This window comes from Candidatus Dorea massiliensis AP6 (assembly GCF_964245105.1).
Lineage (GTDB): Bacteria > Bacillota > Clostridia > Lachnospirales > Lachnospiraceae > Laedolimicola > Laedolimicola intestinihominis.
Genome location: NZ_CAXTKW010000017.1, coordinates 35,758 through 59,802, shown reverse-complemented (window position 1 = coordinate 59,802; position 24,045 = coordinate 35,758). Strand labels below are relative to the sequence as shown.

At 50.7% G+C, this 24,045-nt stretch carries 27 protein-coding genes and 1 riboswitch; of the genes, 23 read left to right on the top strand and 4 right to left on the bottom strand.

The features are described from left to right. The first annotated feature begins 210 nt into the window (after positions 1-210). The 5 genes from ACESZP_RS15830 to ACESZP_RS15810 are packed head-to-tail and all read left to right on the top strand — an operon-like array spanning position 211 to position 5,223. A complete protein-coding gene (locus tag ACESZP_RS15830; RefSeq protein ID WP_499709674.1) occupies positions 211-2,196 on the top strand; it encodes a vWA domain-containing protein in 1,986 nt (661 codons plus the stop codon). After that, positions 2,183-2,680: a signal peptidase I gene (gene lepB / locus ACESZP_RS15825; protein ID WP_499709672.1), complete on the top strand. Its 498-nt coding sequence runs from the start codon at positions 2,183-2,185 to the stop codon at positions 2,678-2,680. The genes ACESZP_RS15830 and lepB overlap by 14 nt, the downstream gene beginning before the upstream one ends. Before the next feature lie 38 nt (positions 2,681-2,718). Further along, positions 2,719-3,804 carry a DUF7601 domain-containing protein gene (locus tag ACESZP_RS15820; RefSeq protein WP_499709670.1) on the top strand — a complete coding sequence of 362 codons (1,086 nt, stop codon included), beginning with the start codon at positions 2,719-2,721 and terminating at the stop codon, positions 3,802-3,804. Positions 3,805-3,807: 3 nt separating this feature from the next. Then, on the top strand, positions 3,808-4,557 hold the full coding sequence (gene srtB / locus ACESZP_RS15815; RefSeq protein WP_499709668.1) for a class B sortase: 750 nt from the start codon (positions 3,808-3,810) through the stop codon (positions 4,555-4,557). A gap of 6 nt (positions 4,558-4,563) precedes the next feature. Continuing rightward, complete coding sequence (locus ACESZP_RS15810; RefSeq protein ID WP_499709667.1) at positions 4,564-5,223, top strand: Spy0128 family protein; 660 nt, start codon at positions 4,564-4,566, stop codon at positions 5,221-5,223. Positions 5,224-5,306: 83 nt separating this feature from the next. Here ACESZP_RS15810 and ACESZP_RS15805 read toward each other — a convergent pair whose 3' ends face one another. After that, the gene (locus ACESZP_RS15805) at positions 5,307-5,900 is read right to left on the bottom strand and encodes a folate family ECF transporter S component (RefSeq protein WP_499709665.1); all 594 of its coding nucleotides are present in this window, start codon (positions 5,898-5,900) and stop codon (positions 5,307-5,309) included. Between the two features lie 90 nt (positions 5,901-5,990). Further along, positions 5,991-6,098, bottom strand: a riboswitch (THF riboswitch). Between the two features lie 245 nt (positions 6,099-6,343). Here ACESZP_RS15805 and ACESZP_RS15800 point away from each other — a divergent pair. The 4 genes from ACESZP_RS15800 to ACESZP_RS15785 all read left to right on the top strand — a co-directional run bounded on the left by ACESZP_RS15800 (position 6,344) and on the right by ACESZP_RS15785 (position 9,664). Continuing rightward, the gene (locus ACESZP_RS15800) at positions 6,344-7,180 is read left to right on the top strand and encodes a putative manganese transporter (RefSeq protein WP_440321771.1); all 837 of its coding nucleotides are present in this window, start codon (positions 6,344-6,346) and stop codon (positions 7,178-7,180) included. 131 nt (positions 7,181-7,311) lie between these two features. Next, a complete protein-coding gene (locus ACESZP_RS15795) occupies positions 7,312-8,133 on the top strand; it encodes a CPBP family intramembrane glutamic endopeptidase (protein WP_499709664.1) in 822 nt (273 codons plus the stop codon). Positions 8,134-8,221: 88 nt separating this feature from the next. Continuing rightward, the gene (locus tag ACESZP_RS15790; RefSeq protein WP_499709662.1) at positions 8,222-8,563 is read left to right on the top strand and encodes a hypothetical protein; all 342 of its coding nucleotides are present in this window, start codon (positions 8,222-8,224) and stop codon (positions 8,561-8,563) included. A 63-nt stretch (positions 8,564-8,626) separates the two neighbouring features. Then, positions 8,627-9,664: a DUF5692 family protein gene (locus ACESZP_RS15785; protein WP_440321766.1), complete on the top strand. Its 1,038-nt coding sequence runs from the start codon at positions 8,627-8,629 to the stop codon at positions 9,662-9,664. An 86-nt stretch (positions 9,665-9,750) separates the two neighbouring features. Here the strand turns inward: ACESZP_RS15785 and ACESZP_RS15780 are convergent, their stop codons facing one another. Both ACESZP_RS15780 and ACESZP_RS15775 read right to left on the bottom strand, forming a co-directional pair. Further along, positions 9,751-10,395: an SdpI family protein gene (locus tag ACESZP_RS15780; protein WP_178038587.1), complete on the bottom strand. Its 645-nt coding sequence runs from the start codon at positions 10,393-10,395 to the stop codon at positions 9,751-9,753. Between the two features lie 3 nt (positions 10,396-10,398). Next, a complete protein-coding gene (locus ACESZP_RS15775; RefSeq protein ID WP_499709660.1) occupies positions 10,399-10,665 on the bottom strand; it encodes an autorepressor SdpR family transcription factor in 267 nt (88 codons plus the stop codon). A gap of 269 nt (positions 10,666-10,934) precedes the next feature. On the opposite strand from ACESZP_RS15775, the gene trxA reads away from it, so the two are divergent. The 3 genes from trxA to yfcE are packed head-to-tail and all read left to right on the top strand — an operon-like array spanning position 10,935 to position 12,686. Then, the gene (trxA, locus tag ACESZP_RS15770; RefSeq protein ID WP_499709658.1) at positions 10,935-11,246 is read left to right on the top strand and encodes a thioredoxin; all 312 of its coding nucleotides are present in this window, start codon (positions 10,935-10,937) and stop codon (positions 11,244-11,246) included. Between the two features lies 1 nt (position 11,247). Continuing rightward, positions 11,248-12,123 (top strand): NAD(P)/FAD-dependent oxidoreductase, encoded by an 876-nt coding sequence (locus ACESZP_RS15765; protein ID WP_499709657.1) that lies wholly within the window; start codon positions 11,248-11,250, stop codon positions 12,121-12,123. A 14-nt stretch (positions 12,124-12,137) separates the two neighbouring features. Beyond that, positions 12,138-12,686 (top strand): phosphodiesterase, encoded by a 549-nt coding sequence (gene yfcE / locus ACESZP_RS15760; protein ID WP_178038583.1) that lies wholly within the window; start codon positions 12,138-12,140, stop codon positions 12,684-12,686. Positions 12,687-12,806: 120 nt separating this feature from the next. On the opposite strand, the gene ACESZP_RS15755 is transcribed toward yfcE, so the two are convergent. Further along, the gene (locus ACESZP_RS15755; RefSeq protein WP_178038592.1) at positions 12,807-13,091 is read right to left on the bottom strand and encodes a metalloregulator ArsR/SmtB family transcription factor; all 285 of its coding nucleotides are present in this window, start codon (positions 13,089-13,091) and stop codon (positions 12,807-12,809) included. Positions 13,092-13,457: 366 nt separating this feature from the next. Here ACESZP_RS15755 and ACESZP_RS15750 point away from each other — a divergent pair, with 366 nt between their 5' ends. The 11 genes from ACESZP_RS15750 (at position 13,458) to ACESZP_RS15700 (ending at position 24,028) form a co-directional block, all read left to right on the top strand. Then, positions 13,458-14,681, top strand: coding sequence for a C40 family peptidase (locus ACESZP_RS15750; RefSeq protein WP_349164005.1), 1,224 nt, complete (start codon positions 13,458-13,460; stop codon positions 14,679-14,681). A 278-nt stretch (positions 14,682-14,959) separates the two neighbouring features. Then, complete coding sequence (locus ACESZP_RS15745; protein WP_349164004.1) at positions 14,960-15,334, top strand: GntR family transcriptional regulator; 375 nt, start codon at positions 14,960-14,962, stop codon at positions 15,332-15,334. A 2-nt stretch (positions 15,335-15,336) separates the two neighbouring features. Next, a complete protein-coding gene (locus ACESZP_RS15740; protein ID WP_499709656.1) occupies positions 15,337-16,209 on the top strand; it encodes an ABC transporter ATP-binding protein in 873 nt (290 codons plus the stop codon). After that, the gene (locus tag ACESZP_RS15735; RefSeq protein WP_349164002.1) at positions 16,206-16,853 is read left to right on the top strand and encodes an ABC-2 transporter permease; all 648 of its coding nucleotides are present in this window, start codon (positions 16,206-16,208) and stop codon (positions 16,851-16,853) included. The genes ACESZP_RS15740 and ACESZP_RS15735 overlap by 4 nt, the downstream gene beginning before the upstream one ends. Positions 16,854-16,968: 115 nt before the next feature. Further along, positions 16,969-17,925, top strand: a complete 957-nt coding sequence (locus ACESZP_RS15730) for a D-alanyl-D-alanine carboxypeptidase family protein (RefSeq protein ID WP_178038578.1) — start codon at positions 16,969-16,971, stop codon at positions 17,923-17,925. A gap of 108 nt (positions 17,926-18,033) precedes the next feature. Further along, on the top strand, positions 18,034-19,566 hold the full coding sequence (cls, locus tag ACESZP_RS15725) for a cardiolipin synthase (RefSeq protein WP_499709653.1): 1,533 nt from the start codon (positions 18,034-18,036) through the stop codon (positions 19,564-19,566). A gap of 23 nt (positions 19,567-19,589) precedes the next feature. After that, positions 19,590-20,009, top strand: a complete 420-nt coding sequence (locus ACESZP_RS15720) for a CBS domain-containing protein (RefSeq protein WP_349164000.1) — start codon at positions 19,590-19,592, stop codon at positions 20,007-20,009. 209 nt (positions 20,010-20,218) lie between these two features. Continuing rightward, positions 20,219-21,613, top strand: coding sequence for an acyl-CoA carboxylase subunit beta (locus ACESZP_RS15715; protein WP_499709651.1), 1,395 nt, complete (start codon positions 20,219-20,221; stop codon positions 21,611-21,613). A 13-nt stretch (positions 21,614-21,626) separates the two neighbouring features. Continuing rightward, on the top strand, positions 21,627-22,439 hold the full coding sequence (locus ACESZP_RS15710; RefSeq protein WP_499709649.1) for an OadG family protein: 813 nt from the start codon (positions 21,627-21,629) through the stop codon (positions 22,437-22,439). 31 nt (positions 22,440-22,470) lie between these two features. After that, entirely contained in the window at positions 22,471-22,842 is a 372-nt protein-coding gene (locus ACESZP_RS15705) for a biotin/lipoyl-containing protein (protein ID WP_186873490.1), read from the top strand. A gap of 37 nt (positions 22,843-22,879) precedes the next feature. Continuing rightward, positions 22,880-24,028, top strand: coding sequence for a sodium ion-translocating decarboxylase subunit beta (locus tag ACESZP_RS15700; protein WP_178038572.1), 1,149 nt, complete (start codon positions 22,880-22,882; stop codon positions 24,026-24,028). Positions 24,029-24,045: the final 17 nt, after the last annotated feature.

The window sequence follows — 24,045 nt, the reverse complement described above, 5'->3', positions numbered from 1 at the left end:
TGGAGAAAACTTTGATTCTGAAACATATCTCAAGGATGCTCTGTCTATTAATTTCCTACAGTAAATTTACCCGAACGTCACAAAAAGCCGAAATCCGGCGAACGATTTCCTTCATGTCCTGTAATAATCTGGGAAAAACCACATAGAATGGAAAGTAGTAACAGAAAGGGGGAGAGAGGACAACAGACAGTTTGCAGTGAAAAAAGGAGAATGAGAAAGTTGAGGAGAAAAGCAAAAAGAATGTGGGCGTACCTGCTTGTGCTTCTGCTGCTTTTTTCAGTAGCCGGAGGCAGCGGCTTCCCGGTGCTGGCTGAAACGGAACACATAGAAGATGTTTCGACGGAGGCAGAGAATATGGAGACCGCGGAAATGGAAGCCGGAGAGACAGAAGCAGAGGAAAAAGCCGGAAAACAGGACGAGCAGGCGGAAGAACAGCAACAGGGAGGCAGTGGTTCGGATGAGAACACCGGGAAAGATACCGGGAAAAAAGATCCGGATGAAAATACGGAAACTGTGGCTCCCGGAGAGAACAATGAGGCAGAAAATCCAGAAACCACAGAAACCACAGAGAAAGAACAGAAAGCGGGAAATCTGGAAGCAGGCTCTGAGGCAGACGATGCGGAAGTAATGGAAACAGTGCTGCCGGAAGAGGAGTTGGTCCCCGAGGAGCTTCTGAGAGAGATTATGTCGGCAGAGCCAGTGGTATTGGATCTGGCGACGGTGAAACCGGAAGCTCCGTCCCTAGCCCATCGGAAATATGCCGAGCGGAACCCGGATGGAACTTACGATCTGACGCTGGAATTTACGGGAAAAGCGGATACCGACAGGAATGCCCGGAAACTGGACGTCCTTCTGATTGTGGACAGGTCGGGGTCAATGACTTACTCTATGGGAGGATCTAAGGAAACAAACTATAAGAACAGCCGCTGGTACAATGCCAAGCTGGCCATTCAGCAGCTGATCGATACACTGGAACAGAATGATGGACTGGATGTTCGTTACAGTATTGTGACATACAGTGGAAGTGAAGATGATGGAACCTGGAATGACGCAAGCATAGCTGTAGAATGGAACGAGGCGAAGAATTTTAAAATAAGTGGGAATCTGACAAATCCACAGGATCAGTACAGCGTCGGAGGCGGTAAGCTGGATTATAAACCCTCCGGTGGAACGAACTATCAGGCAGGACTCCGTACAGGGGCGGAACAACTGGCAAAAGCCCGTTCAGACGCGGAAAAGGCAGTACTGTTTCTGTCGGATGGAAAACCAACGTTTTATTATAATAGTGACGGAGATACTGTGGGAGCCGGAGATGAAGATGCAGATGAAGATTGGTGGGGAAATAAGTATAACTGGGGCAGCTGTTCCGGCGCCGCCTATACCCAGGCAGACAAAATGACCGGCATCAACTATTTCTACGCCATTGGTATCGGAAAAGACGAGCAGGCAATCAATCCGGCTACACTAAAAGAATTGAGCGTGCGGATCGAGAAAAAGAATTCCGGTTGTAAAGTCACAGAGAATAACGCGCCATACCTCTGCGGCAGTCTGGAAGAGCTGAAGAAAGCATTTTCGGAAATGGCTGGTGAGATTACAAGGCTTTCCTGTAAGAATGTGACTGTTACCGATACCCTCAGTGAAAATGTAGATCTGCTGAATAAAGACGGAAAGCCCCTGACCAATGCGTCAGAGCTTGTATACACACTCTCAGCGGTGAATGCAGAAGGCGGCGAAGAGAGCATACCGGACGGAACGACAGTCGTTTATAACCCGACGACCCGTGAGCTTCAGCTGAAATTCCCGGACGAATACGAGCTGGGCGATGGCTGGACCTATGAAATCACGGTTCACATCGCGCCGTCGGAGCTGGCCTACAAGAAGTATTTTGAGGCAGACGAGACTTACCCGGATAGAGCGGAGCCCGATACAGGAACCCATGCGGACGGCTGGGGCTTTTATTCCAATGTGGAAGACAGCGCAAAATTGATTTACACCTGGAATGATACGGTTCCGAGGGAAGAGGAGTTCCCGATGCCCGTAGTGAAGCTGGACGGCGTGGATATCCCGGTACCCACAGGCCTCGGCTTCAGCGGACAGTTGGGAAGCGGCGTATGGGCAGCGCTGCTTGGCACGGCGACTATGGCGGCTCTGGCATATCTGGCATACAGGAGACGACGATACGATGGAACGCGATAAGGCTGAAGTGAAATATTTCCTGGTCCGGCTGTGCGTAATGCTTGTGGTCTTCTGGCTGCTGTTCGGAGTGGTTTTCGGCGTCACGGCCATGAAAGACAATTCCATGAGCCCGAAGCTGGAGGCAGGCGATCTGGTGCTGTACTATCGGCTGGGAAAAAAGCTGAACGATCGCTCAGTGATTGTATTTTGCAAGGAGGGCAGGCAGTATGTGGGCCGTATTGTGGCCCGTGGCGGGGACACCGTGGAGGTGGCCGGAGAGGATGGACTTTACATCAATGGCTATCAGGTTCTGGAAACTGACATTTATTACCGGACGCCGGTATATGATGGAAAGGTGGACTATCCGGTGACACTGAAAGAGGACGAGGTCTTTGTGCTCTGCGATTACCGGGAGGGGGCTTTAGACAGCCGGTATTTCGGGCCGGTGAAACACTCTGAGATAAAGGGGACTGTTATTACAGCAGTCCGCAGATCGGAACTATGAGAACTATAAAACGAGGCAGGAAAGAGAGAGGGAACGAGATGAAATTTCAGAGAATCGCAGGCAGACTGGCAGCAGCAATGATGACAGGAGCAGTGCTTTTGTCTACATTTGGCGGAAATGCGCTGGCAGCGACGGAGGTAACGCCTTTGCAAGAGATGAAATATAAAAAGATTGTGACCACAGATGGGCATACGTACGCTCCGGATACGAGCTTTTCCTTTACGCTGACGCCGGTGGATCACAGCAAAGATACGACGCAGGCAACCTTTGCGGATAATGTGGTTTTATCCGGCGTAGAGGGTGGTCTGACTATGGAAAAGGGAACCATTACATTTGCGCCGTCCGGGACAGCGCCTGCAGCATCCTATGAAGGCAGCGATAATATCAAATGGGATATTACAAAATTTACGAGACCGGGCGTCTATCATTATCAGGCGAGGGAAACAGCCGGTAATTACGAGGGTATCGTTTATGACGGAACGGTTTATGATGTCTATGTATTTGTCTTAAAGGATGATACCGGCAGCCTGTATGTAAAAAATATCCTCTGCACAAAGCCGGTGACGGATAAAGAGGGGAATACCAAGGACACGAAATCTGACCTGATTTTCACCAATGATTACGGCAAGGAGCATGACACAACGCACGATATCACCATCGTCAAAAAAGTTACCGGAAATATGGGCGAGACAAATAAAGACTTCAGGTTCCATGTAAAAGTGAAAGGCGCAGACGGTGAATGGTATAAGGTTGTCATTACAGATAAAGAGGGCGGAAGGGTAACGGAGACACATCTGGAGAACAACGTGGAAGCGGAGTATACCATCAAGGATACCGGTTCCATCCATATCTATGGCCTGACTGCCGGTGATACCTATACGGTAAATGAACAGGATTATACCGCAGACGGTTACACCACGAAATATATGGATGCGGACGGAAAAGAGGTATCGAAGGAGAATCAGGTAACGGAAAACGGGAAGCTGCTCTACGTGGAGAACCACCGCGACGCCAAAATTCCCGGCGGCGTAGTCAGCACCGTAGCTCCCTATGCTCTGATGCTGGCCTTCGCGGCAGCGATGATCTTCTTCTTTGGACGTAAGAAAAAGCTGTTCGGGGAATAAGAAATGTGGCGGGCAGCAGCGAGAGTGGCCGGGATTGGGAACCGGTTACTCACCATAATTGCAGGCCTGCTGGTCTTTGTAATGCTGGCCTACGGTACGTATTCCCTCTGGGATACGTACCGGGTAAGCCAAAATGCTTTTGTATCCGCCGAACTTCTGGATTATAAGCCGGTAGGAGATGGAGAAAGCGCAGGCTTTGCGGAGCTTCAGGAACTGAATCCCGACGTGCGCGCCTGGATCACCATACCGGATACGCATATCGACTATCCGGTGCTGCAGGGAGAAAACGATATGATCTATGTCAATCAGGACGTCTACGGCGAATTTTCTCTGTCTGGCGCAATATTCCTGGCCAGCGCGGACAGTCCCGATTTCTCCGACAGCTACAGCCTGCTCTACGGTCACCATATGGAAAATGGCGCCATGTTCGGCGATGTGGCGAAATTTACAGAAACAGCGTATTTTACAGAGCATCCGGACGGCGTCCTGTATCTGCCGGATAAGGAATTGACTATCCATATTTTTGCGTGTGTGGAGACGGACGCCTATGATGAACAAATCTATCACAGCGGAAAAGACGTGGATGCTTCAGGGCTTCTGTCTCATATCAAAAAAAAGGCGGTACAGTATCGGGAAGCAGTTCGGGGTGAGAAGCTTATCGGGCTTTCCACCTGCGCAGATGATGTGGGAACCAATGGACGCGTGGTAGTATTCGGCTGGCTGGAAGAAACGTCAGCCGGAAGGGAGGTGTAAACACCTGTGAAAAATAAGAAAAAAAAGGTCTGGAAATGGGCGCCGCTTTTCGTTTTTATTCTTAGCCTGTGGCTGCCGGTGAAGACAGAGGCGGCAGAAAAAAGCTGTACGCTCACCATACCGGTGCAGGTCGAAGTGAGTGGTGAAAATATCCCGGGCGGTAAAGATTATAAAGTAACCCTGGAAGCGGTGACAAAGAACGCGCCGCTGCCCATAGAGACCGTGAAGACCCGCACCGGCGCGGGCACGATTACCTTCGGCCCTGTCACCTATGGAGAGGTCGGAACGTATCAGTACCGCATTTCCCAGGATACGGACAGCGCCGAACGCTTCAACTATGACCGGACGGCTTATCTGGTGGACGTACAGGTGATCCGCCGGGGCGATGGAACCCTGACGGCAGAAGTGGTGGCAAAGCGGGAAGGAAAGCAGGAAAAATCCGACGCGATTCGCTTTGATAACCGGTATGATGCGCCGAAAAATCAAAGCTCCGGAGGCTCCGGTGGACACCGGAGTGCAGTCAGAGCCGTCCGGACCGGCGACACACAGCATCCGCTGATGTGGCTGTTGACAGCCGGGGCTGCGGCAATGGCGATAGCACTGATTATCAGAAAAAGTATCGCGAAGAAACGCATTTACAGACAGCGCATGTCGGTTTACCGATAGGCGAAAGGAAAGCAAAAAAAGAACCGCAGCCGGAACCCGATTTTCCGGCTGCGGTTCTTTTGGTTATAAAATCAGCGCTCCATTTAAGATCTGGACACGCTTGCGGGAGTCAGAACACTGGAAATAATCTTGCTGAAGGCCTTCATGAAAATGAAGAGCAGTACCGTATTGATCCCAAGGGAAACGATACATTTTACAAGACGGATGGTGAAGAGATACTTCCATTCCATGCCGTACATAAAATGCAGCCACAGGGTATTCAGCGTGCAGGCCTCCACAAATTCAAAGAAGGCAGCCGCGAAAACACGAACCGGGGTTACCCTGGAGCGATACAGAATCAGGCCGAACGCAAAACCGAGAATCGCGTAGCTTATGGTAAAGCCCGGGAAAAAGGGACCGGTCTGCGGAGCAGCGAAAAAGCTGACCACATCGCCTGCGATACCTGCCGTCATACCCATCACCGGACCGCCGTAGGCAGCTGCAGCAGCCAGCGCCAGGAAAGCAAAGCGGAATTCCAGATACGGGGTAAGCTTCAGATTAAAAAAGGAAAGAGCTACGTACGCGGCCACGAAAAGACCGCACAGACAGATACTCTGTACCTTCCGGAGATTGTTAAACTGTTCACGAAAGGAAAGGGCATCCTTGGAAAAAAAACTGCATAAAAAATACACCTCCATACTTGTGTGTGAGAAACAGGTTACAAAATAAATAATATCGAGACTGCTTATGAAGCCCGATTCCTCCACACATGAGATGTACTCATCTGTAGCAACGGGTGCGGATAATATATCGTAAGACCGAGTCAAAGCTCTCCTTTTCGTTTCGCGGCGACTCCCCAGCCTGCGAACACTTGACGCATAAAATCCTACTTCGCTATTATTTATTTTTCGTTCAGATTGTATCCGAACAGGTACATTATAACATAGATTTTCCAAAAAGCAAGAAAGATTATCAAAAATTTAACGAAACTTTGAAAAAGCCTCCTTGCATAATCCTTCAGAACATGGTATCCTAAAAACCAATGTCGATTTTGGCATATCGCAAATCATTCCTGTGACAAAAATTTCTTATCGTAAAGCGAGGGCTTAGATAAGACGTTTCGATAGAAAGAGGTGTAAAAATGATACTGGATGCAATCCTGGACGCGCTTCTGGATACCGCGAAGACCGTGCCGTTTCTGTTGGCCGCCTTTCTGCTTCTGGAGACGCTGGAGCATTATTCCAATAACTTTATGAATCGTGCCCTGGGAAAAATGGGCAAGGCAGGCCCTCTGGTGGGAGCCATCTTTGGCTGCGTTCCCCAGTGCGGTTTCTCCGTAGCAGCGGCGAACCTGTATTCCGGCGGCGTTATCACTCTGGGAACCCTGATGGCCGTATTCCTGTCCACCTCCGACGAGGCCATCCTGATACTGTTCAGCCATCCGGGCAGCGGCCGGGTCATCGGACAGCTTCTTCTGGGCAAAATGCTGATCGGCATTGTGGCCGGATACCTGTTGGACTTTTTGCTTCGTAAGAAAAAGGAGCACAAGCACATCGAAGATATGTGCCGCGGCTGTGGCTGCAGCGACGACAGCGGCATCGTAAAACCGGCTGTGCGTCATACCATTCAGCTGACCATCTATGTCTTCGTTTTCACCGCCATCCTGAACATCGTACTGGGATGGGTGGGTATGGACGCCCTGACCACCTTCCTGGGCAAAGACACCTGGTTCCAGCCCTTCCTGACCGCGCTTCTGGGACTCATCCCCAACTGCGCTTCCTCAATTCTCATCACTGAGCTCTACCTGGCCGGGGGCCTGAGCCTTGCGTCCGCCATGGGCGGTTTATGCGCCGGAGCAGGCGTCGGCCTGGCAGTCTTATTCCGGGAAAATCATCCGGCGAAGGAAAATGCAGCCATCGTAGGTCTCCTGTACCTGCTGTCCGCCGGAGCGGGCCTGTTGCTGGAATTTATTTTATAGTAGAAATCAAGACAAAGGGATTCTGTAAAAAGCAGGATCCTTTTTATATAAAGCTTCTGAAGGTAGCCAGACCGGAACAGATATGATAAGATAGAAAAAAGGGACAAAAGAAAAGATAAACGGAGGTGCCTATGAAAAAAGCAGGAGGATATTTAAAAAGCATATTGCCGCTGGTGGCTATGCTGGGAATACAATTTGCGGCTTCTACGGTTCAGATGATAAGGTTCATGGTGCAATATGGCGTGGAAGAGGGAACACAGATATACATGAACGATACCATGACGGTATTGCTGATCTCTGACGTACTGCTGCTTGGTGTAGCAGGCCTCTGGTATTATATCAGTGTGGTACGGTGGCGGGAGAAATACGGGATCCGGGAAATGTCACTGTTTCAAAAAAAAGATCTGGTAAGCCTGCTTCTGATGGCGGTGGGCGCGCAGTTTCTGATAGGGATTCTGATGAGCGGCTGGGAGGTGCTGGATCCGAAATCCATGCAGGAGTACACGGAGCTGATAGAAGACGCGGGTCTTGGAGAAAGTGGAATTTCCGCGATCCTGGCGACGGTCATCATTGGCCCGATTGCGGAGGAGTTGATCTTCCGCGGCCTGACGGTCGAATATCTGAAGCGGGCGGGAGCCTCCTTCTGGGTGATCAATATCCTGCAGGCTCTGTTTTTTGGCATTGCCCATCTCAACCTGGTACAGGGAAGCTATGCCTTTCTGATAGGCCTTCTGGCCGGATATCTGGTGCTGCGCTATCGTTCCATCTGGGCTGGGATTGCCTTCCATATGCTGTTTAACGGGTATTATCTTTTGGAACCGCTGGTAGCCGGAGCCTTGGGCTTTTTGCCTGAGGTGCTGCAGGCGATCTGCTTCGTGGTATTCGGCCTGCTTCTGGTGGCGCTGCCCCTGCGGAGACTGATACGGAAAACAGAAGAACAGGACATGGAATAAAACCGAAATGGGATTTGAGAGATGACTTTTTCACCAAGCATCTCTCATTTTTTTGTCTATGTTTCCGGATTGACCGGTAGCCTGGGCTATGATACAAAAGCTGGAACGGCTGTTCTGCGCGATTCCCACCAAGTATTACAATATCGGCCTCAGTCGGCTCTTTGAGGTGGCCCGGAAGTATCCAAAGCAGTACAGATACCTGATGGAGGCGGTGAATCAGGGCTGGATCCTTGCGGAGCAGTATCTGGAGCGGGGCGTACGGGAAGGTAAGATCCGAAAGGATATCTCCGTTCCGGTGGTAATGGGGATGATCCGGGGAACGGTAACCTGTTTTACGGAGAGCGATATTCTCTATAAAAACGGGCTGACCTACGAGCAGGGAAAAGAAGAGATGGTTCAGATCATCATGAAGGGGATAAGAGCAGCGTGAAAGACGCTTCCCGCAGTTACCTGTTGTGAGGATTGCAGAAATAAGAAAAAGGAGAGTGAGACAATGTTTTTTCAGATTTATGGAGAAACCGCAGGCTGGCAGCTGTTAGGCTGGCTGCTGGTCTTTGCCGGACTGGTATTGATGAACGAGGTGGCAAGACGGACCAAATGGGGCGGAATCGCGTGTTTCCTGGCTCTTCCCGCAGTGCTGACGGTGTATTTTATCGCGATCTACATCGGAGCGGCGGCGGGCGCAGAATGGGCGTTGCAGAATGACACCTACGTACATATGAACAGCTGGTTCCATTACGCCAAGCTGTACGCGGCGACGGCGGGCTGTATCGGATTTATGGTACTGAAATACAATTGGGGAAAACTGGGAAAATCACACTGGTTTAAAGCCTTCCCCTTTGTGATTGTGGCAATCAACATTCTGATCGCGGTGGCCTCTGATTTTGAATCCGCTATCCGGGCCGGATCTCTGGCAGGCGGCTGGTGGCTGTCCTCAGAGGGCGTATGGCTGTATGGCGGCTGGTGGAATGTGCTGAATGGCCTGGCGGGTCTATTCAATATCGTATGTATGACCGGCTGGTGGGGCATTTACTCCTCTAAAAATAAGCAGGATATGCTGTGGCCGGATATGATCTGGGTATACATTCTGGCATATGACATCTGGAATTTCCAGTATACCTATCTGAATCTGCCGACCCATTCCTGGTACTGCGGTCTGGCACTGCTTTTGGCACCCACCTTTGCGGCGGCTCTCTGGAATAAGGGCGGCTGGATCCAGAACCGTGCCAATACCCTGGCTCTGTGGTGTATGTTCGCACAGGTATTTCCGCTGTTCCAGGACGCCAGCCGTTTCACTACGGTGACCTCCGTCTACGGCGAGGGCGGCATAGCCGCGGCAATGGGAAGCACTATGCCGGTTACCGCGAATCCTACGGCGCAGGGACTGATTTCTGTGATTGCGTTTGCAGTCAACGTATTTAGCTTCGCTTATATCCTGAAGCAGGCGAAGGTACAGAAGAAGAATCCGTGGAAGGAAGAGATTTTCGTGGATACGAAGGATTATCAGGAGGCAATGGCCAGAACCAGATAAGGCTTTGGAACAGTTACAGGGGCGTGCTCGGGACGGAAAAATTCCGCTCCGGGCACGCCCCTTATTGAAGATATTGAAGAAACGGATTATGAGCCGGATTGCTTCCGGTATACCAGCCAGGAATATACGTAGAGCCAGAGGGTGCCTGCAAGAATAAAGCCAAAGGCCAGCACGGTCATAAGCCTGGAGGGGAAGACACCGGACAGGATCAGGAGAATTCCCATGATACAGAAGAGAACGCCGCCCATGGCGTGGGTTTTCTTCCAGACATATTCATTTTCCAGGGTCCAGGGCGTCTTGATTCCCATGGTGTAATTGGTGCGAAGCTGCGGCATATAGTTGCCGATGGCCAGAAAGAGAATTCCCACGGCCACGGGAACCACCTGCTCGATCCGCACCGGAAGGCCGAAAATGACAGCGTCGGTAGCCCAGGTAAGGCAGATCAGAAACAGGGTCATAGTGTAAATAAAAATATCAAAGGCCTTCTTATGGAGCGTGTAGCTTTTCTTCCTTGGATCGATATAGGGCAGCAGCTTCATGAAAAAGAACAGGATACAGGGCAGCGCCGCAAGGAACAGGGTCACGTATTTGTTGGAATAGCCGTTGACCGTCCCGTCAAAGCCCCAGTGGGTGGGGACGATGTCCGGCATTCCCGGCAGCAGGCAGGCGTGGGCCAGCAGAGAGACTATGGAAAGTCCGATAAAAAAACAATCCTTTTTCGTTAATTTCATTTCTTAGTTTCCTCCTTTGGAAAAATCAAAAAACCATTTCATAAGTTCCTGGAAAACAGTCATATTCAGGCTGTAGACGATATTCTGGCCTCTGCGCTCGTCCAGCACCAGTCCCGAGGACTTCAGGACATTCAGGTGATGGCTGACGGAAGGCTTGGAGATATCGAAGCAGCCGGCGATTTCCCCGGCAGTCAGATCTCCCTCGGTCAGCAGCTCCAGAATCCGCCGCCGGGTGGGATCCGACAAAGCCTTAAAAGCATCATTTAACATAGTGACTCCTTTCCTGATATTCAGAAACCGATATTTAGATAGTTAGATGAATATCTAAATATCTAAACACAAAATAGCACACAGGAATAGAAAAGTCAAGAAAATTTATAGATGATAAATTTTACATAAAGGCGGCAGAAGCTGGACACATTGAGAACAGGAAAATGTAGATTTTTCATTCTGGATGTGGTAGAGTAAAGCAGTAAGAAAAATAAAACGCGCCGGGCCGGGAGAACCCGGCAGCGGGCTCATATAAGGAGGTTATCATTATGGCAGTGATAGAGATTACAGAAGCAAACTTTGAGACAGAGGTATTGAAGTCTGACGTTCCCGTACTGGTGGATTTCTGGGCTGTATGGTGCGGACCCTGTCAGATGCAGGGGCCTATTATCGACGAGCTGGCGGAAGAGGTACAGGGCGTTAAATTCGGCAAGCTGAATGTGGATGAGAACATGGGACTGGCGCAGAAGTTCCGCGTTATGAGCATTCCGACCCTGATGCTGTTCAAGGATGGACAGGCCGCAGCCACGGTCGTAGGTCTGCAGTCCAAAGAAGCTGTAAAGAAGCTGCTGGGAGTCTGAGATGGCATACGACGTAATCATAGTAGGCAACGGACCGGCCGGGTTGTCGGCGGCCCTTTACACCAGCCGGGCGAATCTAAAGACCCTGGTCATCGGCAAGGACAACGGCGCCCTGACCAAGGCGGATAAAATCGAAAATTATTTCGGCATGGCAGAGCCCATATCCGGCTGCGAGCTGGTGGAGAATACCAAGAGACAGGCGAAAACGTTGGGAGCAGAGCTTACAGAGGACGAGATTTTCCATATCAGCTGGAATGGAAGCTTTCGGCTGGAAGGCCGGAGGGAAACCTATGAAGCGAAGGCCGTGCTGCTGGCTACCGGAACCGCGAGAAAGACCGCGAATATCCCGGGATTTTCGAAGCTGGAGGGCCGTGGCGTCAGTTACTGTGCGGTCTGCGACGCATTCTTTTATCGTGGCCGGAAGGTGGGCGTCCTGGGAAATGAGGACTATGCCATCCATGAACTTGGTCAGCTTCTGCCTGTAGTCGGCGAAGCTGTGATCCTGACTAACGGAAAAGCGCTCACTACAGCAGCTCCGGAGGGCGTGGCTGTGATAGAGAAAAAGCTGATTTCCGTAAATGGGGAAGAACAGCTGGAAAGCGTAAGCTTCGATGACGGTGAGACCCTTGCCCTGGACGGCTTATTTGTGGCGCTGGGAAGCGCCGGAGCCGCCGAGCTGGCCCGGAAAATCGGAGCCATGACAGAAGGACGGAACATCAAAGTGGATGAAGAAATGGCCACCAACGTACCGGGACTTTACGCAGCCGGAGACTGCACCGGAGGTCTTTTGCAGATTTCCAAGGCAGTAGGCGAGGGCGCAAAGGCTGCCATGAGCATGATCCGTTTTGTGCGGCAGCAAAAAAATAATTCAAACTGAAGGAGAAACAAAAAATGAAACTGATGATAGCGTCAGATATTCACGGTTCCGCGTATTACTGTGAAAAGCTTCTGAAAGCCTACGATGAGGAGAAAGCAGATAAGCTGCTGCTGTTGGGCGACATCCTGTACCACGGTCCCCGCAATGACCTGCCGAAGGATTACGCGCCCAAGCAGGTGATTGCCATGCTGAATCCCAGAAAGCAGGATCTGCTGTGTGTGCGCGGCAACTGCGATACGGAAGTGGATCAGATGGTGCTGGAATTTCCGATACTGGCGGACTACTGCATTCTGTATCTGAATGAGCGGATGATTTTCGCCACCCATGGCCATGTGTTCAACGAGAAGAACCTGCCGCAGCTTAAAAAGGGTGACATTCTGCTCCACGGACACACCCATGTGCCTGTATGTAAGGAGACGGAGGACTATATTTACCTGAATCCCGGATCCGTATCCATCCCGAAGGAGAACAGCTGGCATGGCTATATGATTCTGGAGGATGGCACATTTGTCTGGAAGGATCTGGAAGGAAACGTACAGAAGGAATTCTGCCCGCAATTATAACGGATAGCTGTCTGTATGGCAGGGCAATTCATGGAAAATAGTGTATGAAAAAGAAAAGCTTCCGAATCCATGCGGTAAAAACCGTTTGGAATCCGGAAGCTTTTTTGACAACATCCTCTCTTATTCTTCGATATGCTCGAGACCCTGGCAGAGAATATTGACCACATGATCGTCGGCCAGAGAGTAGTAGATGGTTTTGCCGTCCCGACGGAACTTTACCAGGCGGCTCTGCTTTAAGACCCGCAGTTGGTGGGAGATAGAACTCTGGGACATTTCAAGCCCCGCGGCAATATCATTGACACATTGTTCCCCGTCACGGAGTACAAATAAAATTTTGATCCGTGTGGAATCCGCGAATACCTTAAAAAATTCAGAAAGATAATAAACCTCGTCATCGGCGGGCATCAGTTCGCTGCTCAAAATGCGATCCCTCCTTTTTCAAATGATTGAGAAAGCTATATTGATTGTAACACAAGAAAAAATCGGTGACAAGAACAATATTTGAAAATATGATGATATGAGAATATATATATGCTTATTCATATATAAAAAACAGTGGAAAAACGTCGGAAATCTAGTATATAATATGAGATATTCTGCCACAGACTGGAGCTCCTGAAAAAGTGCTGTATAGATAAAAGTACGCAGATGGGAATTTTCCAGAAAAAGGAAACTGAAATTGCCCATTATCACTTGAAATAAGGCAAAAAACCAGCTATAATTAGAATATCTATGAGCAGGGAAAAACATAAGAATACGGAGATTATTTTGATGAAAAAATTCAGATATACAGGTAAGAAAATGGCAGCCCTGGTGCTGGCCGGGGTGATGGGATTTTCTATTACGGCGTCGGCGACCACAGAGTCAGAGATTAAGAAGCAGCAGCAGGCGACCCAGAAGCAGCTGGACGAAATCAATTCCCAGATGAAGTCCATCGAGAGTCAGCGCAACAGCGTGCTCAGCCAGGTGAATTCCCTGAACTCCGAGCTGACGACCCTGGTGCTGAATATCGAGCTTCTGGAGAGCGATATTGAGGCCAAGGCCGAAGAAGTGGATCAGGCTCAGGCTGATTACGAGGCGGCCAAGCAGAAAGAGGAAGAGCAGTACGAAGCCATGAAGCTTCGGATTCAGTACATATACGAAGAGGGAGATATGGATTATCTGTCCCTGTTCCTGCAGGCGGAGAATTTCTCCGATTTTCTGAACCGGGCGGATTTCGCCCAGGAGATTCAGACCAAGGACCGGGAAATGTTCCTGGAATATCAGGAAACCAAGCAGGAGGTAGCGGATCTGCTGGAGGAGCTGGAGCAGGAAAAGGCTGATATGGAGGATCTGCAGGCGGAGTATGAGGATCAAAAGAGCGCCACGGAGGCCGCTTTGTCGCAGAAGAAGGCAGAGCAGGCAGATTATGACAGTCAGCTGGCTGCTGCCAAATCCCAGGCAGCGACCTATAAGAAGCAGCTGCAGGATCAGCAGAAGCAGCTCAAGAAGCTGGAAGCTGAGCGGAAGAAAAAGGAAGCGGAAGCGGCGGCAGCGGCGGCGAAAAACAGTGAAGCATCCAAGTCCGGCACCATTTCCACCGGATCGAATTCCGGTTCGGGCAGTTCCGGTTCCGGGAGCAGCTCCGGATCTTCCACATCCGTTTCCGGAGGCGGATCTGGCGCGGCGATTGCAAGCTATGCCCTGAAGTTTGTGGGTAATCCCTATGTATCCGGCGGCACCAGCCTGACGAACGGCGCGGACTGTTCTGGCTTTACCTGGGCGGTCTATCAGAATTTTGGGATTTCCATTCCCCGACAGTCTGACGCCCAGGGACATTCCGGCAAGTCTGTCAGCTATGCGGACGCCCAGGCGGGAGATATCATCTATTATGGCGGCCATGTGGGGATCTACATCGGCGGCGGACGCATCGTCCACTCCAGCACACCCAAGACCGGCATCAAGATCAGCTCGGCTACCTACCGGGGTATTCTTTCGGTGCGGAGATATTATTAAAATGAAATAAACAGACAGCGTGTACAGGCGTCTGCTTTCGGGAAACCGGAGGCAGGCGCTTTTTAGGTAACAGGAAATTCCTATGGAATCCCCCATTACCTAAAAATATTATCGCACTGCGGCGGAGAGGTAGCATGTCGTTTACACGACCCGCCGTAAGTAGCATCCTGCAGTATCAATTCGTTAAACAGAATAAAAAGTGGTTGACTATAATGTATATATATGATATATACATTATATAAACACAACACACACAAAGAAAGCAAGGAAAACAGCCTATGAATATCATCATCAGTAATTCCAGTGGCAAGCCCATCTATGAACAGATCACAGCTCAGATTAAGGGGCAGATTATGAATGGATCCCTGAAGCCGGGAGAGGCGCTGCCTTCCATGCGGCTGCTGGCAAAGGAGCTTCGGATTAGCGTGATTACCACCAAGCGGGCCTACGAGGAGCTGGAACGGGAGGGCTTTATCACCACGGTAGTAGGTAAGGGAAGCTTCGTAAAGGAAGCAGATCAGGAATTTGTCCGTGAGGAGCGGCTGCGGGCCGTGGAAGGGCACCTGCAGGCAGCAGTGGACGCGGCCAGACAGTGCGGTATGGACGAGACGGAGCTTGTGGACATTTTGAAATTACTATTTGAGGAGGCGTGAATATGAACAGTGCCATAGAAGTAAGACATCTGACGAAGCAGTATCCGGGTTTTGCACTGAAGGATGTGAGCTTTCAGATCCCAGAGGGCAGCGTCGTGGGCTTTATCGGAGAGAACGGTGCGGGAAAAAGCACGACGATAAAAGTGATTCTGGATTTGATAAAGCGGGACGGCGGAGAAATTACACTGCTTGGCGAGCCGGACGGCGCAAAGGGCGAGACATTGAAAGAACAGATCGGCGTGGTTTTTGATGAGAACTGCTTTCCGGATTATCTGAACCGGAGAGATGTGAATCGGATGCTGAAGGCCATCTACAGAGGGTGGCAGGAGGAACGCTTTGGAAAGCTCTGTGATCGGTTCGGGCTCCCGGGGAAGCAGATGATCAAAGAATATTCCAGAGGCATGAAAATGAAGCTTTCCATCGCGGCGGCCATGTCCCATCAGGCCCGGCTTCTGATTCTCGATGAGGCGCTTAGCGGTCTCGATCCGGTGATGCGTGCGGAGATTCTTGATATGCTCCGGGAATTTGTTATGGACGAGCGGCATACGGTGTTTCTGTCCTCCCATATCACCAGCGACATCGAGAAGATCGCGGATTACATTTTGCTGATTCATAAAGGGGAGATTCTTCTGTATGAAGACAGGGATACGCTGTTGGAGGAATACGCCTTGATCCGATGCAGCGCCGAAGAGGCCGCGAAGCTGAATCCGGCCATCGTGGTGGGCGTCCGCCGGGGCCGGTTCGATACGGAGGTGCTGGTGCGGAGCCGGAAAGGGCTGGAGGCAGATGAGTATCTGGTTATGGATCGGGCAAGCCTGGAGGATATTCTTCTTTATACGGCGGGAGAGCCGGGAAATGAGAGGTGTGCGGGATGAAGGGACTGATTTTGAAGGATTTGTATACACTGCGGCAGATGGGGAAGATCTATCTGATTTGCATGGTGTGCCTGGTGATCTGGGGCCTGGTTACAGACAATCCAACCGTGCTTTCCAGCCTGCTTCTGGTATATGGGCTGATGCTTTTAATTACGACAGCCTCCTACGATGAAGCCTCCCATTTTAACCGGTACGCGCTTACCCTTCCCCTGACGCCAAAGAAACTGGTACAGGCGAAATACCTGTTTGCGCTGCTTCTTTTCACGGTTATGGTGACGCTTGGGATTCTGGTCGGCGCAGGTATGCTTGCGGTGCTGGGAGCAAAGGCAGAGATGGGGTACGGAGAGCTTCTGGCGTCCACATGTTCCATCAGTTGTATTTATCTGATGACAATTGTTTTCATATTGCCCTGCATCTATAAATTCGGTGTAGAAAAGTCCCGGTTTTTATTTGTAGCGACTTACCTGCTTGTATTTGCCGGCTTCGCGCTGCTGTTCAGTATAGATAACATGAAAACATGGCTTTCCGGACTGGGTGATCGGGGATTCCTGTCTATAGGCGCAGTCTTCGGAGCGCTGGCTATCGTGGGGCTGATTGTGTCCTACCACATTTCCATCCGGATTGTGGAAAATAAGGAATGGTAAGGAAGCGCATTCACAAAATCTTAAGAAAGATTTCAGAAAAAGGGTCTGGCAAATCAGGCTCTTTTCTTTTATACTGAAGAACGGACAAAAGACGACAAAAAACGAAGGAGACCTTATGACCGGACGACAGAAAAAAAGAGCCTGGATTTTCACAGGAGCGGTGTGTACCATGCTTGGCATGGGTGCTTTTATCGGCCAGGTATATGCCCAGAGCCTGGAGGAACCGGTGCTGACTACGTCGGAGGAAGCGCTTCCGGATGTGCTGGAAGCGGAAGAGACGAAAGAATTTGTGACAGAATATACAGACGGTGAAGAAAAAACGGAGGATACGGAGGAAAATCTGCCGGAGGACTGGAATCTGATTCTGGTCAATAAGACCCATCCGATTCCGGAGGATTATCAGGTGGAGCTGAAAAGCATTGGCAGCGGACATCAGATAGACGCCCGGGCCTATGATGATTTCAAGGCTATGATTCAGGCGTCCAAGAAGGATGGCGTGACCATCTATGTAAGTTCATCTTATCGGGATATGAACAAACAGATTACACTGTATGAGAAGAAGACGGATTCCTACCTGCAGCAGGGTTATTCTCTGGAGGACGCACTGTCAAAGGCAGGACAGGTGGTGGCGGTGCCGGGCACCAGTGAGCATCATCTGGGGCTGGCCATTGATGTGGTTTCCTCTGAGTACCGGAAGCTGGACGAGAAGCAGGAGAATACGAAAGGCTTTCAGTGGATGAAGGAGCACAGCTGGGAATATGGCTTTATCCTGCGCTATCCAAACGGAAGCACGGATATCACGGGTATTATCTATGAGCCCTGGCATTTCCGCTATGTGGGCCTGGAAGCGGCAAAGGAGATCTACGAGAGAGACATTACGCTGGAGGAGTATCTGGGCGCAAGGCCGGTATCCGAGGGTGAGGCAGTAACCTACGATTACAAGCCGGAGAAAAAACAAAAGCAAAAACACGAGGCACCGGTAACAAATGAAGAATCTGTGCCGGAAGAAGCGCCGGCAATAAATGAGACACTCATGCCGGAGGAAACTCAGGCAGCCGGTGAAGGACTGTAAACAAAAAGTTACAGTCCTTAATTTTTTGTAAAATCAGGTTCCTGCCGGTTGGAAAGTATCAGAAAATATGATACCATAGATCGGTACGAAAGAGAGGGGACATAAAGCATGAAGAAGATTCTGGGAAAGCTGCTGAACCGGATTGTGATATTCGGTATTCTTCTGGCTGTTCAGCTGGGTTGGTTTCTGCTGACTTTTACAAAGCTGGTTAATTATTCCACGGGCCTGTCCCTTGTTTTCCGGATTATAAGTATCCTGGCAGTGCTGTGGATCATTAATACGGAGGATAATCCGGCCTACAAGATCGCGTGGATCATCCTGATTCTGGTAGCGCCGCTTCTGGGTGGCCTGTTCTATATGGCGGTAGGTCACAAGCGCCCGGCCAAGGGCATGCGAAAAAGGCTGGATGCGGAGCGGAAGCGTACGGAAGGGGAGCTTAAGCAGCAGGAAGAAATCATGGAACGGCTTGGCGAGATGGATCAGGGAACGAAAGGAGAGTCTTATTATCTGGCCGAAGCCGGAGGCTATCCGGTCTGGGATCATACTTCAGCTGTTTATTATAAGATTGGAGAAGAGTACTATACTTCTCTTCTGGAAGAATTAAAAAAGGCGGAACACTTTATTTTTATGGAGTTCTTCATCGTAGGCGAGGGTAAGATGTGGAACAGCATTCTAAAGGTTCTGGAGGAAAAGGCTGCGGCCGGTGTGGATGTGCGATTTATCTACGACGACTTTGGCTGTGTATCCCTGCTTCCGCCCGCCTACAGTCTGATTCTGGAATCCAAGGGCATCAAGAGCTTTGCCTTTAATCCATTTATTCCATTATGGTCGTTGGTAATGAATAACCGCGACCATCGGAAGATAGTGGTTATCGACGGTCATACGGCTTTCAGCGGCGGCGTGAACCTGGCGGACGAGTACATCAATGAAAAGGTGCGCTTTGGGCACTGGAAGGACACGGGCTTTATGCTGAAGGGCGAGGCGGTCTGGAACTATACGGTCATGTTTCTGCGGATGTGGAACGCCCACCGGCATACGGACGAATCCTATGAGGCTTTCCGGCCCCATGTGTGGCATCCGGAAGCCTTCGAGGGTCAGGGCTTTATACAGCCCTACAGCGATTCGCCTCTGGACGACGAGCGCCTGGGTGAAAATGTGTACCTGAACATCCTGAATCGCGCGAAGGATTATGTGTATATCTTCACTCCCTACCTGATCGTGGATCACGAGATGCAGACGGCTTTGTGCCTGGCGGCCAAGCGGGGGGTGGATGTGCGGATCATGACGCCGGGCATTCCGGACAAGAAGACGATTTTTCAGCTGACCCGTTCCTATTATCCGGTGCTTCTGAAGGCAGGCGTGCGGATTTACGAGTATACGCCGGGCTTCCTCCATGCCAAGTCCTTTGTCTGCGACGACGAGGCGGCCGTGGTGGGTACGATTAACATGGATTACCGGAGTCTGTATCTGCATTTTGAATGCGGTACCTTCTTCTATCAGAATCCACTGGTGATGGACGTGAAGCGGGACAGCCTGACGACCATGGAAAAGGGTAGGGAGATTGCCTTAAGCGACACAAGACAGGGCTTCTTTGGAAGTCTGTTCTGCGCGGTGCTCCGGGTATTTTCACCGCTTCTGTAACCGAGAAAGGGGTTTTATTACAAATGAATATCTTATTTTTCCTGAAACCGAAAGCGGAGGTGTCCTACCTCTACGAGGATTTTTCCATGCGTCAGGGCCTGGAGAAGCTGGAGCGCAGCGGTTATACCGCGATTCCGGTCATTAACCGTCAGGGTGAATATATCGGCACTATCACCGAGGGCGATTTCCTGTGGTCCCTGAAAAATAAGTTCGCACTGGATTTAAAGCAGGCCGAGGAGGTCCCGCTTACCATTGTGAAGCGCCGGATGCGCTGCGAGCCCATTTCCATTGATTCCAATATGGAAGACCTGGTGTCCAAGGCCATGAACCAGAATTTCGTGCCGGTTATCGACGACAAGGGCATCTTCATCGGGATTGTGACCCGGAAGGATATCATTGAATTCTGTTATAAGGCATATACGAAGACAGAAAAAACTATTTGAATAGGAAATTAAGAAATGTTGAAAAAGGAATGACGGCAGTTCATTCCTTTTTTATAGATCTATAACAAGTTTTTATGTAAAAAGCAAAATTTGTTGCACATTTCATATTGATTCTCTGTCTATTTTTTGCTAAAATTGATCCCGATATCGTTTTGTATCAATGGTAGTTTATACAATACACTATCAAATAAATATATGGAGGGCTGGAAATGAGTAATACAGCACAGAGCCCGGCAAGCAGAAGAATTGAAGGTCTGCTGGACGGGAACAGTTTTGTGGAAATCGGCGGACAGGTGACTGCCAGAAGCACTGATTTTAATCTGCAGCAGTCTAAGTGCCCGTCTGACGGAGTAGTTACCGGCTATGGTCTGATTGACGGTAATCTTGTCTATGTGTACAGTCAGGACGCTTCCGTACTGAACGGAACCCTGGGTGAGATGCATGCGAAGAAGATTGTACGTCTGTACGAGCTGGCATGTAAGATGGGAGCGCCGGTCATCGGTCTGATCGACTGCGCAGGTATCCGTCTGCAGGAGGGCGTAGACGCCCTGAACGCATTCGGAGAGGTTTATACCCAGCAGGCGCTGGCGTCCGGCGTAGTTCCGCAGATCACGGCAGTGTTCGGTCACTGCGGCGGCGGGCTGGCTGTCGTACCGGGACTTTCTGATTTTACCTTTATGGAGGAGAAGGACGCGAAGCTTTTCGTGAACGCTCCGAACACCATCGCAGGCAACAGCACCCAGAAGTGTGACAGTGCTTCTGCTAAATTCCAGGCAGAGGAAGCAGGCAGCGTCGATGTAGTCGCTGACGAGGCAGGTATCCTGGCTCAGATCCGCGCACTGGTTGCAATGCTTCCGGGCAACAATGAGGAAGAGGGCTGCTACTCTGACTGCGCGGACGATCTGAACCGCGTATGCGCAGAACTTCAGGGCGTGGAGTATTCCGCATCCTACATCCTCTCCACCATCGCTGACGGCAAGGCTTTCTTTGAGACCAAAGCAGCTTACGCCAAGGATATGGTGACAGGCTTTATCCGTCTGAACGGCATGACCGTAGGCGCGGTAGCCAATGGAGAGCAGGAGATGACGGCACGCGGTGCCCAGAAGGCAGCAGAGTTCGTAGAGTTCTGTGACGCGTTCAATATCCCAGTTCTGACCATTACCAATGTAAAGGGCTTTAAGGCTTCCCTGTGCACCGAGCGCAATATCGGTAAGGCAGCAGCGAAGCTTACCTACGCATTTGCGAACGCGACCGTTCCGAAGGTAAATGTAATCGCAGGCGAGGCATTTGGCAGCGCTTACGTGATCATGAACAGCAAGGGAATCGGCGCAGATCTGGTATACGCATGGAAGGACGCGAAGATCGGCATGATGGACGCTTCCCTGGCGGCAAAGGTCATGTACGCGGACGCGGACGCCGCAACCCAGCAGGAGAAGGCGGCAGAGTACGCGGCTCTTCAGGACAGCGTAGACGCAGCGGCTGCACGGGGCTATGTGGACACCGTTATCGAGGCGCAGGATACCAGAAAGTATGTGATCGGCGCGTTTGAGATGTTATTTACCAAGAGAGAGGACCGTCCGGCGAAGAAACACGGAACTGTCTAAGAGGAGTGAGAGTATGAAACGAAGCTTGAAAAAATTATCGGCTCTGCTGCTCCTGATGGGACTTTTTGTACTGACCGGCTGCGCTGCCAAGGAGACTCTTCCGAACGAGGAGGTATACCAGGGCAAGCTCGACAGCTATGTGGAGATGCTGGTTGGTACAGATAAAGAAAGCCTGGATGCGAATCTGAGCAATCTTCAGGAGAATTATGATGATTTTGAGCAGCAGGTAGCTTTGTATCCCTATATCGGCGGAACCGGACAGAAGTTTGATTTTACGGCAGACGCATACTTAAGCCTGCTGAAATCCTATGATGCCAATTTCGATGAGTTCGGTGATTTTGTAGGCCTGAAGGAATATGAGGGCGGCACCACCGACAAGGATGGCAATGTAACCTACACTGCTGTCTATGAGTTCACAGATCATAACATGCGTCTGGCTCTGGAGTTTGATAAGGACGATGTGGTTACCACGGTAACCATGGACCCGATCTACAGCAAGGGAGAGATTGCCAAAAAGGCAGCCCTGAATACCCTGATTGGTATGGGATCTGTATTCGCTGTGCTGATTCTTCTGGCGTTTATCATTTCCCTGTTCAAATACGTATCCGTATTTGAGAATCGGGGAAAGGCAAAGAAGGATGTGGCAGAGAAGGCGGCAGCGCCCGCACCTGCTCCTGTGGCACCTGCGGCACCTGCATCGGCAGACGATCTGCAGCTTATCGCAGTCATCACTGCGGCAATTGCGGCGGCAGAGGGTACATCTACAGATGGCTTTGTAGTACGTTCTATCAAGCGCAGAAGCAACAATAAATGGAAAAAAGCATAACGCATGCTCATATTTAGGAGGATTCATAGAGATGAAAAATTATACAATTACCGTAAATGGCGTAGCTTATGATGTAGTCGTTGAAGAGAAGGGCGCAGGCGCAGTAGCAGCAGCTCCCGCAGCGGCAGCTCCCGCAGCAGCACCGGCACCGGCAGCAGCTCCGAAGGCAGCAGCTCCCGCAGCAGCAGGCGCGGTAGCAGTAAAGGCTTCCGTACCGGGCAAGGTACTGAAGGTAGAGGCAAGTGTCGGACAGGCAGTGAAGTCCGGTGACAGCATCATCATTCTTGAGGCAATGAAGATGGAGATCCCGGTAGTAGCACCCCAGGACGGCACCGTAGCAGGCATCAACGTAAGCGTAGGCCAGGCTGTAGAGTCCGGAGATTTACTGGCATCCCTGAACTAATGGCATAGCCTTAAGAGAAATCAACGGAGGTTAAGACATGGGATACATTTTAGAAACCCTGGGAAACCTCATGCATCAGACTGCGTTTTTTAACCTGACCTGGGGAAATTACGTCATGGTCCTGGTGGCATGCGTGTTCCTGTATCTGGCTATCAAAAAAGAGTACGAGCCTCTTCTTCTGGTTCCGATCGCTTTTGGTATGCTTCTTGTAAATATTTATCCGGATATTATCGCAAGTCCGGAGGAAACTTCAAACGGAGTAGGCGGACTTCTGTACTACTTCTATGTACTGGATGAGTGGTCTGTCCTGCCGTCCCTGATCTTCATGGGCGTCGGAGCCATGACCGACTTCGGTCCGCTGATCGCGAATCCGAAGAGCTTCCTTCTGGGAGCGGCAGCTCAGTTCGGTATCTTCGCAGCTTATCTGGGCGCTATGCTCATGGGCTTTTCCGACAAGGCAGCAGCGGCTATCTCCATCATCGGTGGAGCAGATGGCCCGACTTCCATCTTCCTGGCCGGAAAACTGGAGCAGACCGCTTTGCTTGGACCCATTGCGGTAGCTGCGTATTCCTATATGTCTCTGGTTCCGATTATTCAGCCGCCTATCATGAAGCTGCTGACGACCGAGAAAGAGCGTAAAATCAAGATGGAACAGCTTCGTCCGGTATCCAAGCTGGAGAAGATCCTGTTCCCGATTATTGTAACCATCGTTGTCTGCCTGATTCTGCCGACCACCGCTCCGCTGGTAGGTGCCCTGATGCTGGGTAACCTGTTCCGCGAGTCCGGCGTGGTACGTCAGCTGATGGATACAGCGTCCAACGCCCTGATGTACATCGTTGTTATTCTGCTTGGTACCTCCGTAGGAGCAACCACCAGCGCAGAGGCATTCCTGAATATCAGCACACTGAAGATCGTAGCCCTGGGTCTGATTGCGTTCGCGTTCGGTACCGCGGCCGGCGTTCTTCTGGGCAAGCTTATGTGCGTACTCAGCAAGGGCAAGATCAATCCGCTGATCGGTTCCGCCGGAGTTTCCGCAGTTCCGATGGCAGCCCGTGTATCACAGAAGGTAGGAGCGGAAGCAGATCCGACCAACTTCCTGCTGATGCATGCCATGGGACCGAACGTAGCCGGAGTTATCGGTACGGCCGTAGCAGCCGGAACCTTTATGGCAATTTTTGGAATTTAATGATGCCGGGCTCAAAA

Excerpts from the sequence above, each read along its gene's own strand:
- ACESZP_RS15720 (WP_349164000.1), top strand. The coding sequence starts at position 19,590 with ATGAATATCTTATTTTTCCTGAAACCGAAAGCGGAGGTGTCCTACCTC.
- ACESZP_RS15750 (WP_349164005.1), top strand. The coding sequence starts at position 13,458 with ATGAAAAAATTCAGATATACAGGTAAGAAAATGGCAGCCCTGGTGCTG.
- trxA (WP_499709658.1), top strand. The coding sequence starts at position 10,935 with ATGGCAGTGATAGAGATTACAGAAGCAAACTTTGAGACAGAGGTATTG.
- ACESZP_RS15775 (WP_499709660.1), bottom strand. The coding sequence starts at position 10,665 with ATGTTAAATGATGCTTTTAAGGCTTTGTCGGATCCCACCCGGCGGCGG.
- ACESZP_RS15715 (WP_499709651.1), top strand. The coding sequence starts at position 20,219 with ATGAGTAATACAGCACAGAGCCCGGCAAGCAGAAGAATTGAAGGTCTG.
- ACESZP_RS15745 (WP_349164004.1), top strand. The coding sequence starts at position 14,960 with ATGAATATCATCATCAGTAATTCCAGTGGCAAGCCCATCTATGAACAG.
- ACESZP_RS15790 (WP_499709662.1), top strand. The coding sequence starts at position 8,222 with ATGATACAAAAGCTGGAACGGCTGTTCTGCGCGATTCCCACCAAGTAT.
- ACESZP_RS15805 (WP_499709665.1), bottom strand. The coding sequence starts at position 5,900 with ATGGAGGTGTATTTTTTATGCAGTTTTTTTTCCAAGGATGCCCTTTCC.
- ACESZP_RS15710 (WP_499709649.1), top strand. The coding sequence starts at position 21,627 with ATGAAACGAAGCTTGAAAAAATTATCGGCTCTGCTGCTCCTGATGGGA.
- ACESZP_RS15820 (WP_499709670.1), top strand. The coding sequence starts at position 2,719 with ATGAAATTTCAGAGAATCGCAGGCAGACTGGCAGCAGCAATGATGACA.
- ACESZP_RS15830 (WP_499709674.1), top strand. The coding sequence starts at position 211 with ATGAGAAAGTTGAGGAGAAAAGCAAAAAGAATGTGGGCGTACCTGCTT.
- ACESZP_RS15765 (WP_499709657.1), top strand. The coding sequence starts at position 11,248 with ATGGCATACGACGTAATCATAGTAGGCAACGGACCGGCCGGGTTGTCG.
- ACESZP_RS15705 (WP_186873490.1), top strand. The coding sequence starts at position 22,471 with ATGAAAAATTATACAATTACCGTAAATGGCGTAGCTTATGATGTAGTC.
- yfcE (WP_178038583.1), top strand. The coding sequence starts at position 12,138 with ATGAAACTGATGATAGCGTCAGATATTCACGGTTCCGCGTATTACTGT.
- ACESZP_RS15780 (WP_178038587.1), bottom strand. The coding sequence starts at position 10,395 with ATGAAATTAACGAAAAAGGATTGTTTTTTTATCGGACTTTCCATAGTC.
- srtB (WP_499709668.1), top strand. The coding sequence starts at position 3,808 with ATGTGGCGGGCAGCAGCGAGAGTGGCCGGGATTGGGAACCGGTTACTC.
- ACESZP_RS15700 (WP_178038572.1), top strand. The coding sequence starts at position 22,880 with ATGGGATACATTTTAGAAACCCTGGGAAACCTCATGCATCAGACTGCG.
- cls (WP_499709653.1), top strand. The coding sequence starts at position 18,034 with ATGAAGAAGATTCTGGGAAAGCTGCTGAACCGGATTGTGATATTCGGT.
- lepB (WP_499709672.1), top strand. The coding sequence starts at position 2,183 with ATGGAACGCGATAAGGCTGAAGTGAAATATTTCCTGGTCCGGCTGTGC.
- ACESZP_RS15785 (WP_440321766.1), top strand. The coding sequence starts at position 8,627 with ATGTTTTTTCAGATTTATGGAGAAACCGCAGGCTGGCAGCTGTTAGGC.
- ACESZP_RS15730 (WP_178038578.1), top strand. The coding sequence starts at position 16,969 with ATGACCGGACGACAGAAAAAAAGAGCCTGGATTTTCACAGGAGCGGTG.
- ACESZP_RS15740 (WP_499709656.1), top strand. The coding sequence starts at position 15,337 with ATGAACAGTGCCATAGAAGTAAGACATCTGACGAAGCAGTATCCGGGT.
- ACESZP_RS15795 (WP_499709664.1), top strand. The coding sequence starts at position 7,312 with ATGAAAAAAGCAGGAGGATATTTAAAAAGCATATTGCCGCTGGTGGCT.
- ACESZP_RS15800 (WP_440321771.1), top strand. The coding sequence starts at position 6,344 with ATGATACTGGATGCAATCCTGGACGCGCTTCTGGATACCGCGAAGACC.
- ACESZP_RS15755 (WP_178038592.1), bottom strand. The coding sequence starts at position 13,091 with ATGCCCGCCGATGACGAGGTTTATTATCTTTCTGAATTTTTTAAGGTA.
- ACESZP_RS15735 (WP_349164002.1), top strand. The coding sequence starts at position 16,206 with ATGAAGGGACTGATTTTGAAGGATTTGTATACACTGCGGCAGATGGGG.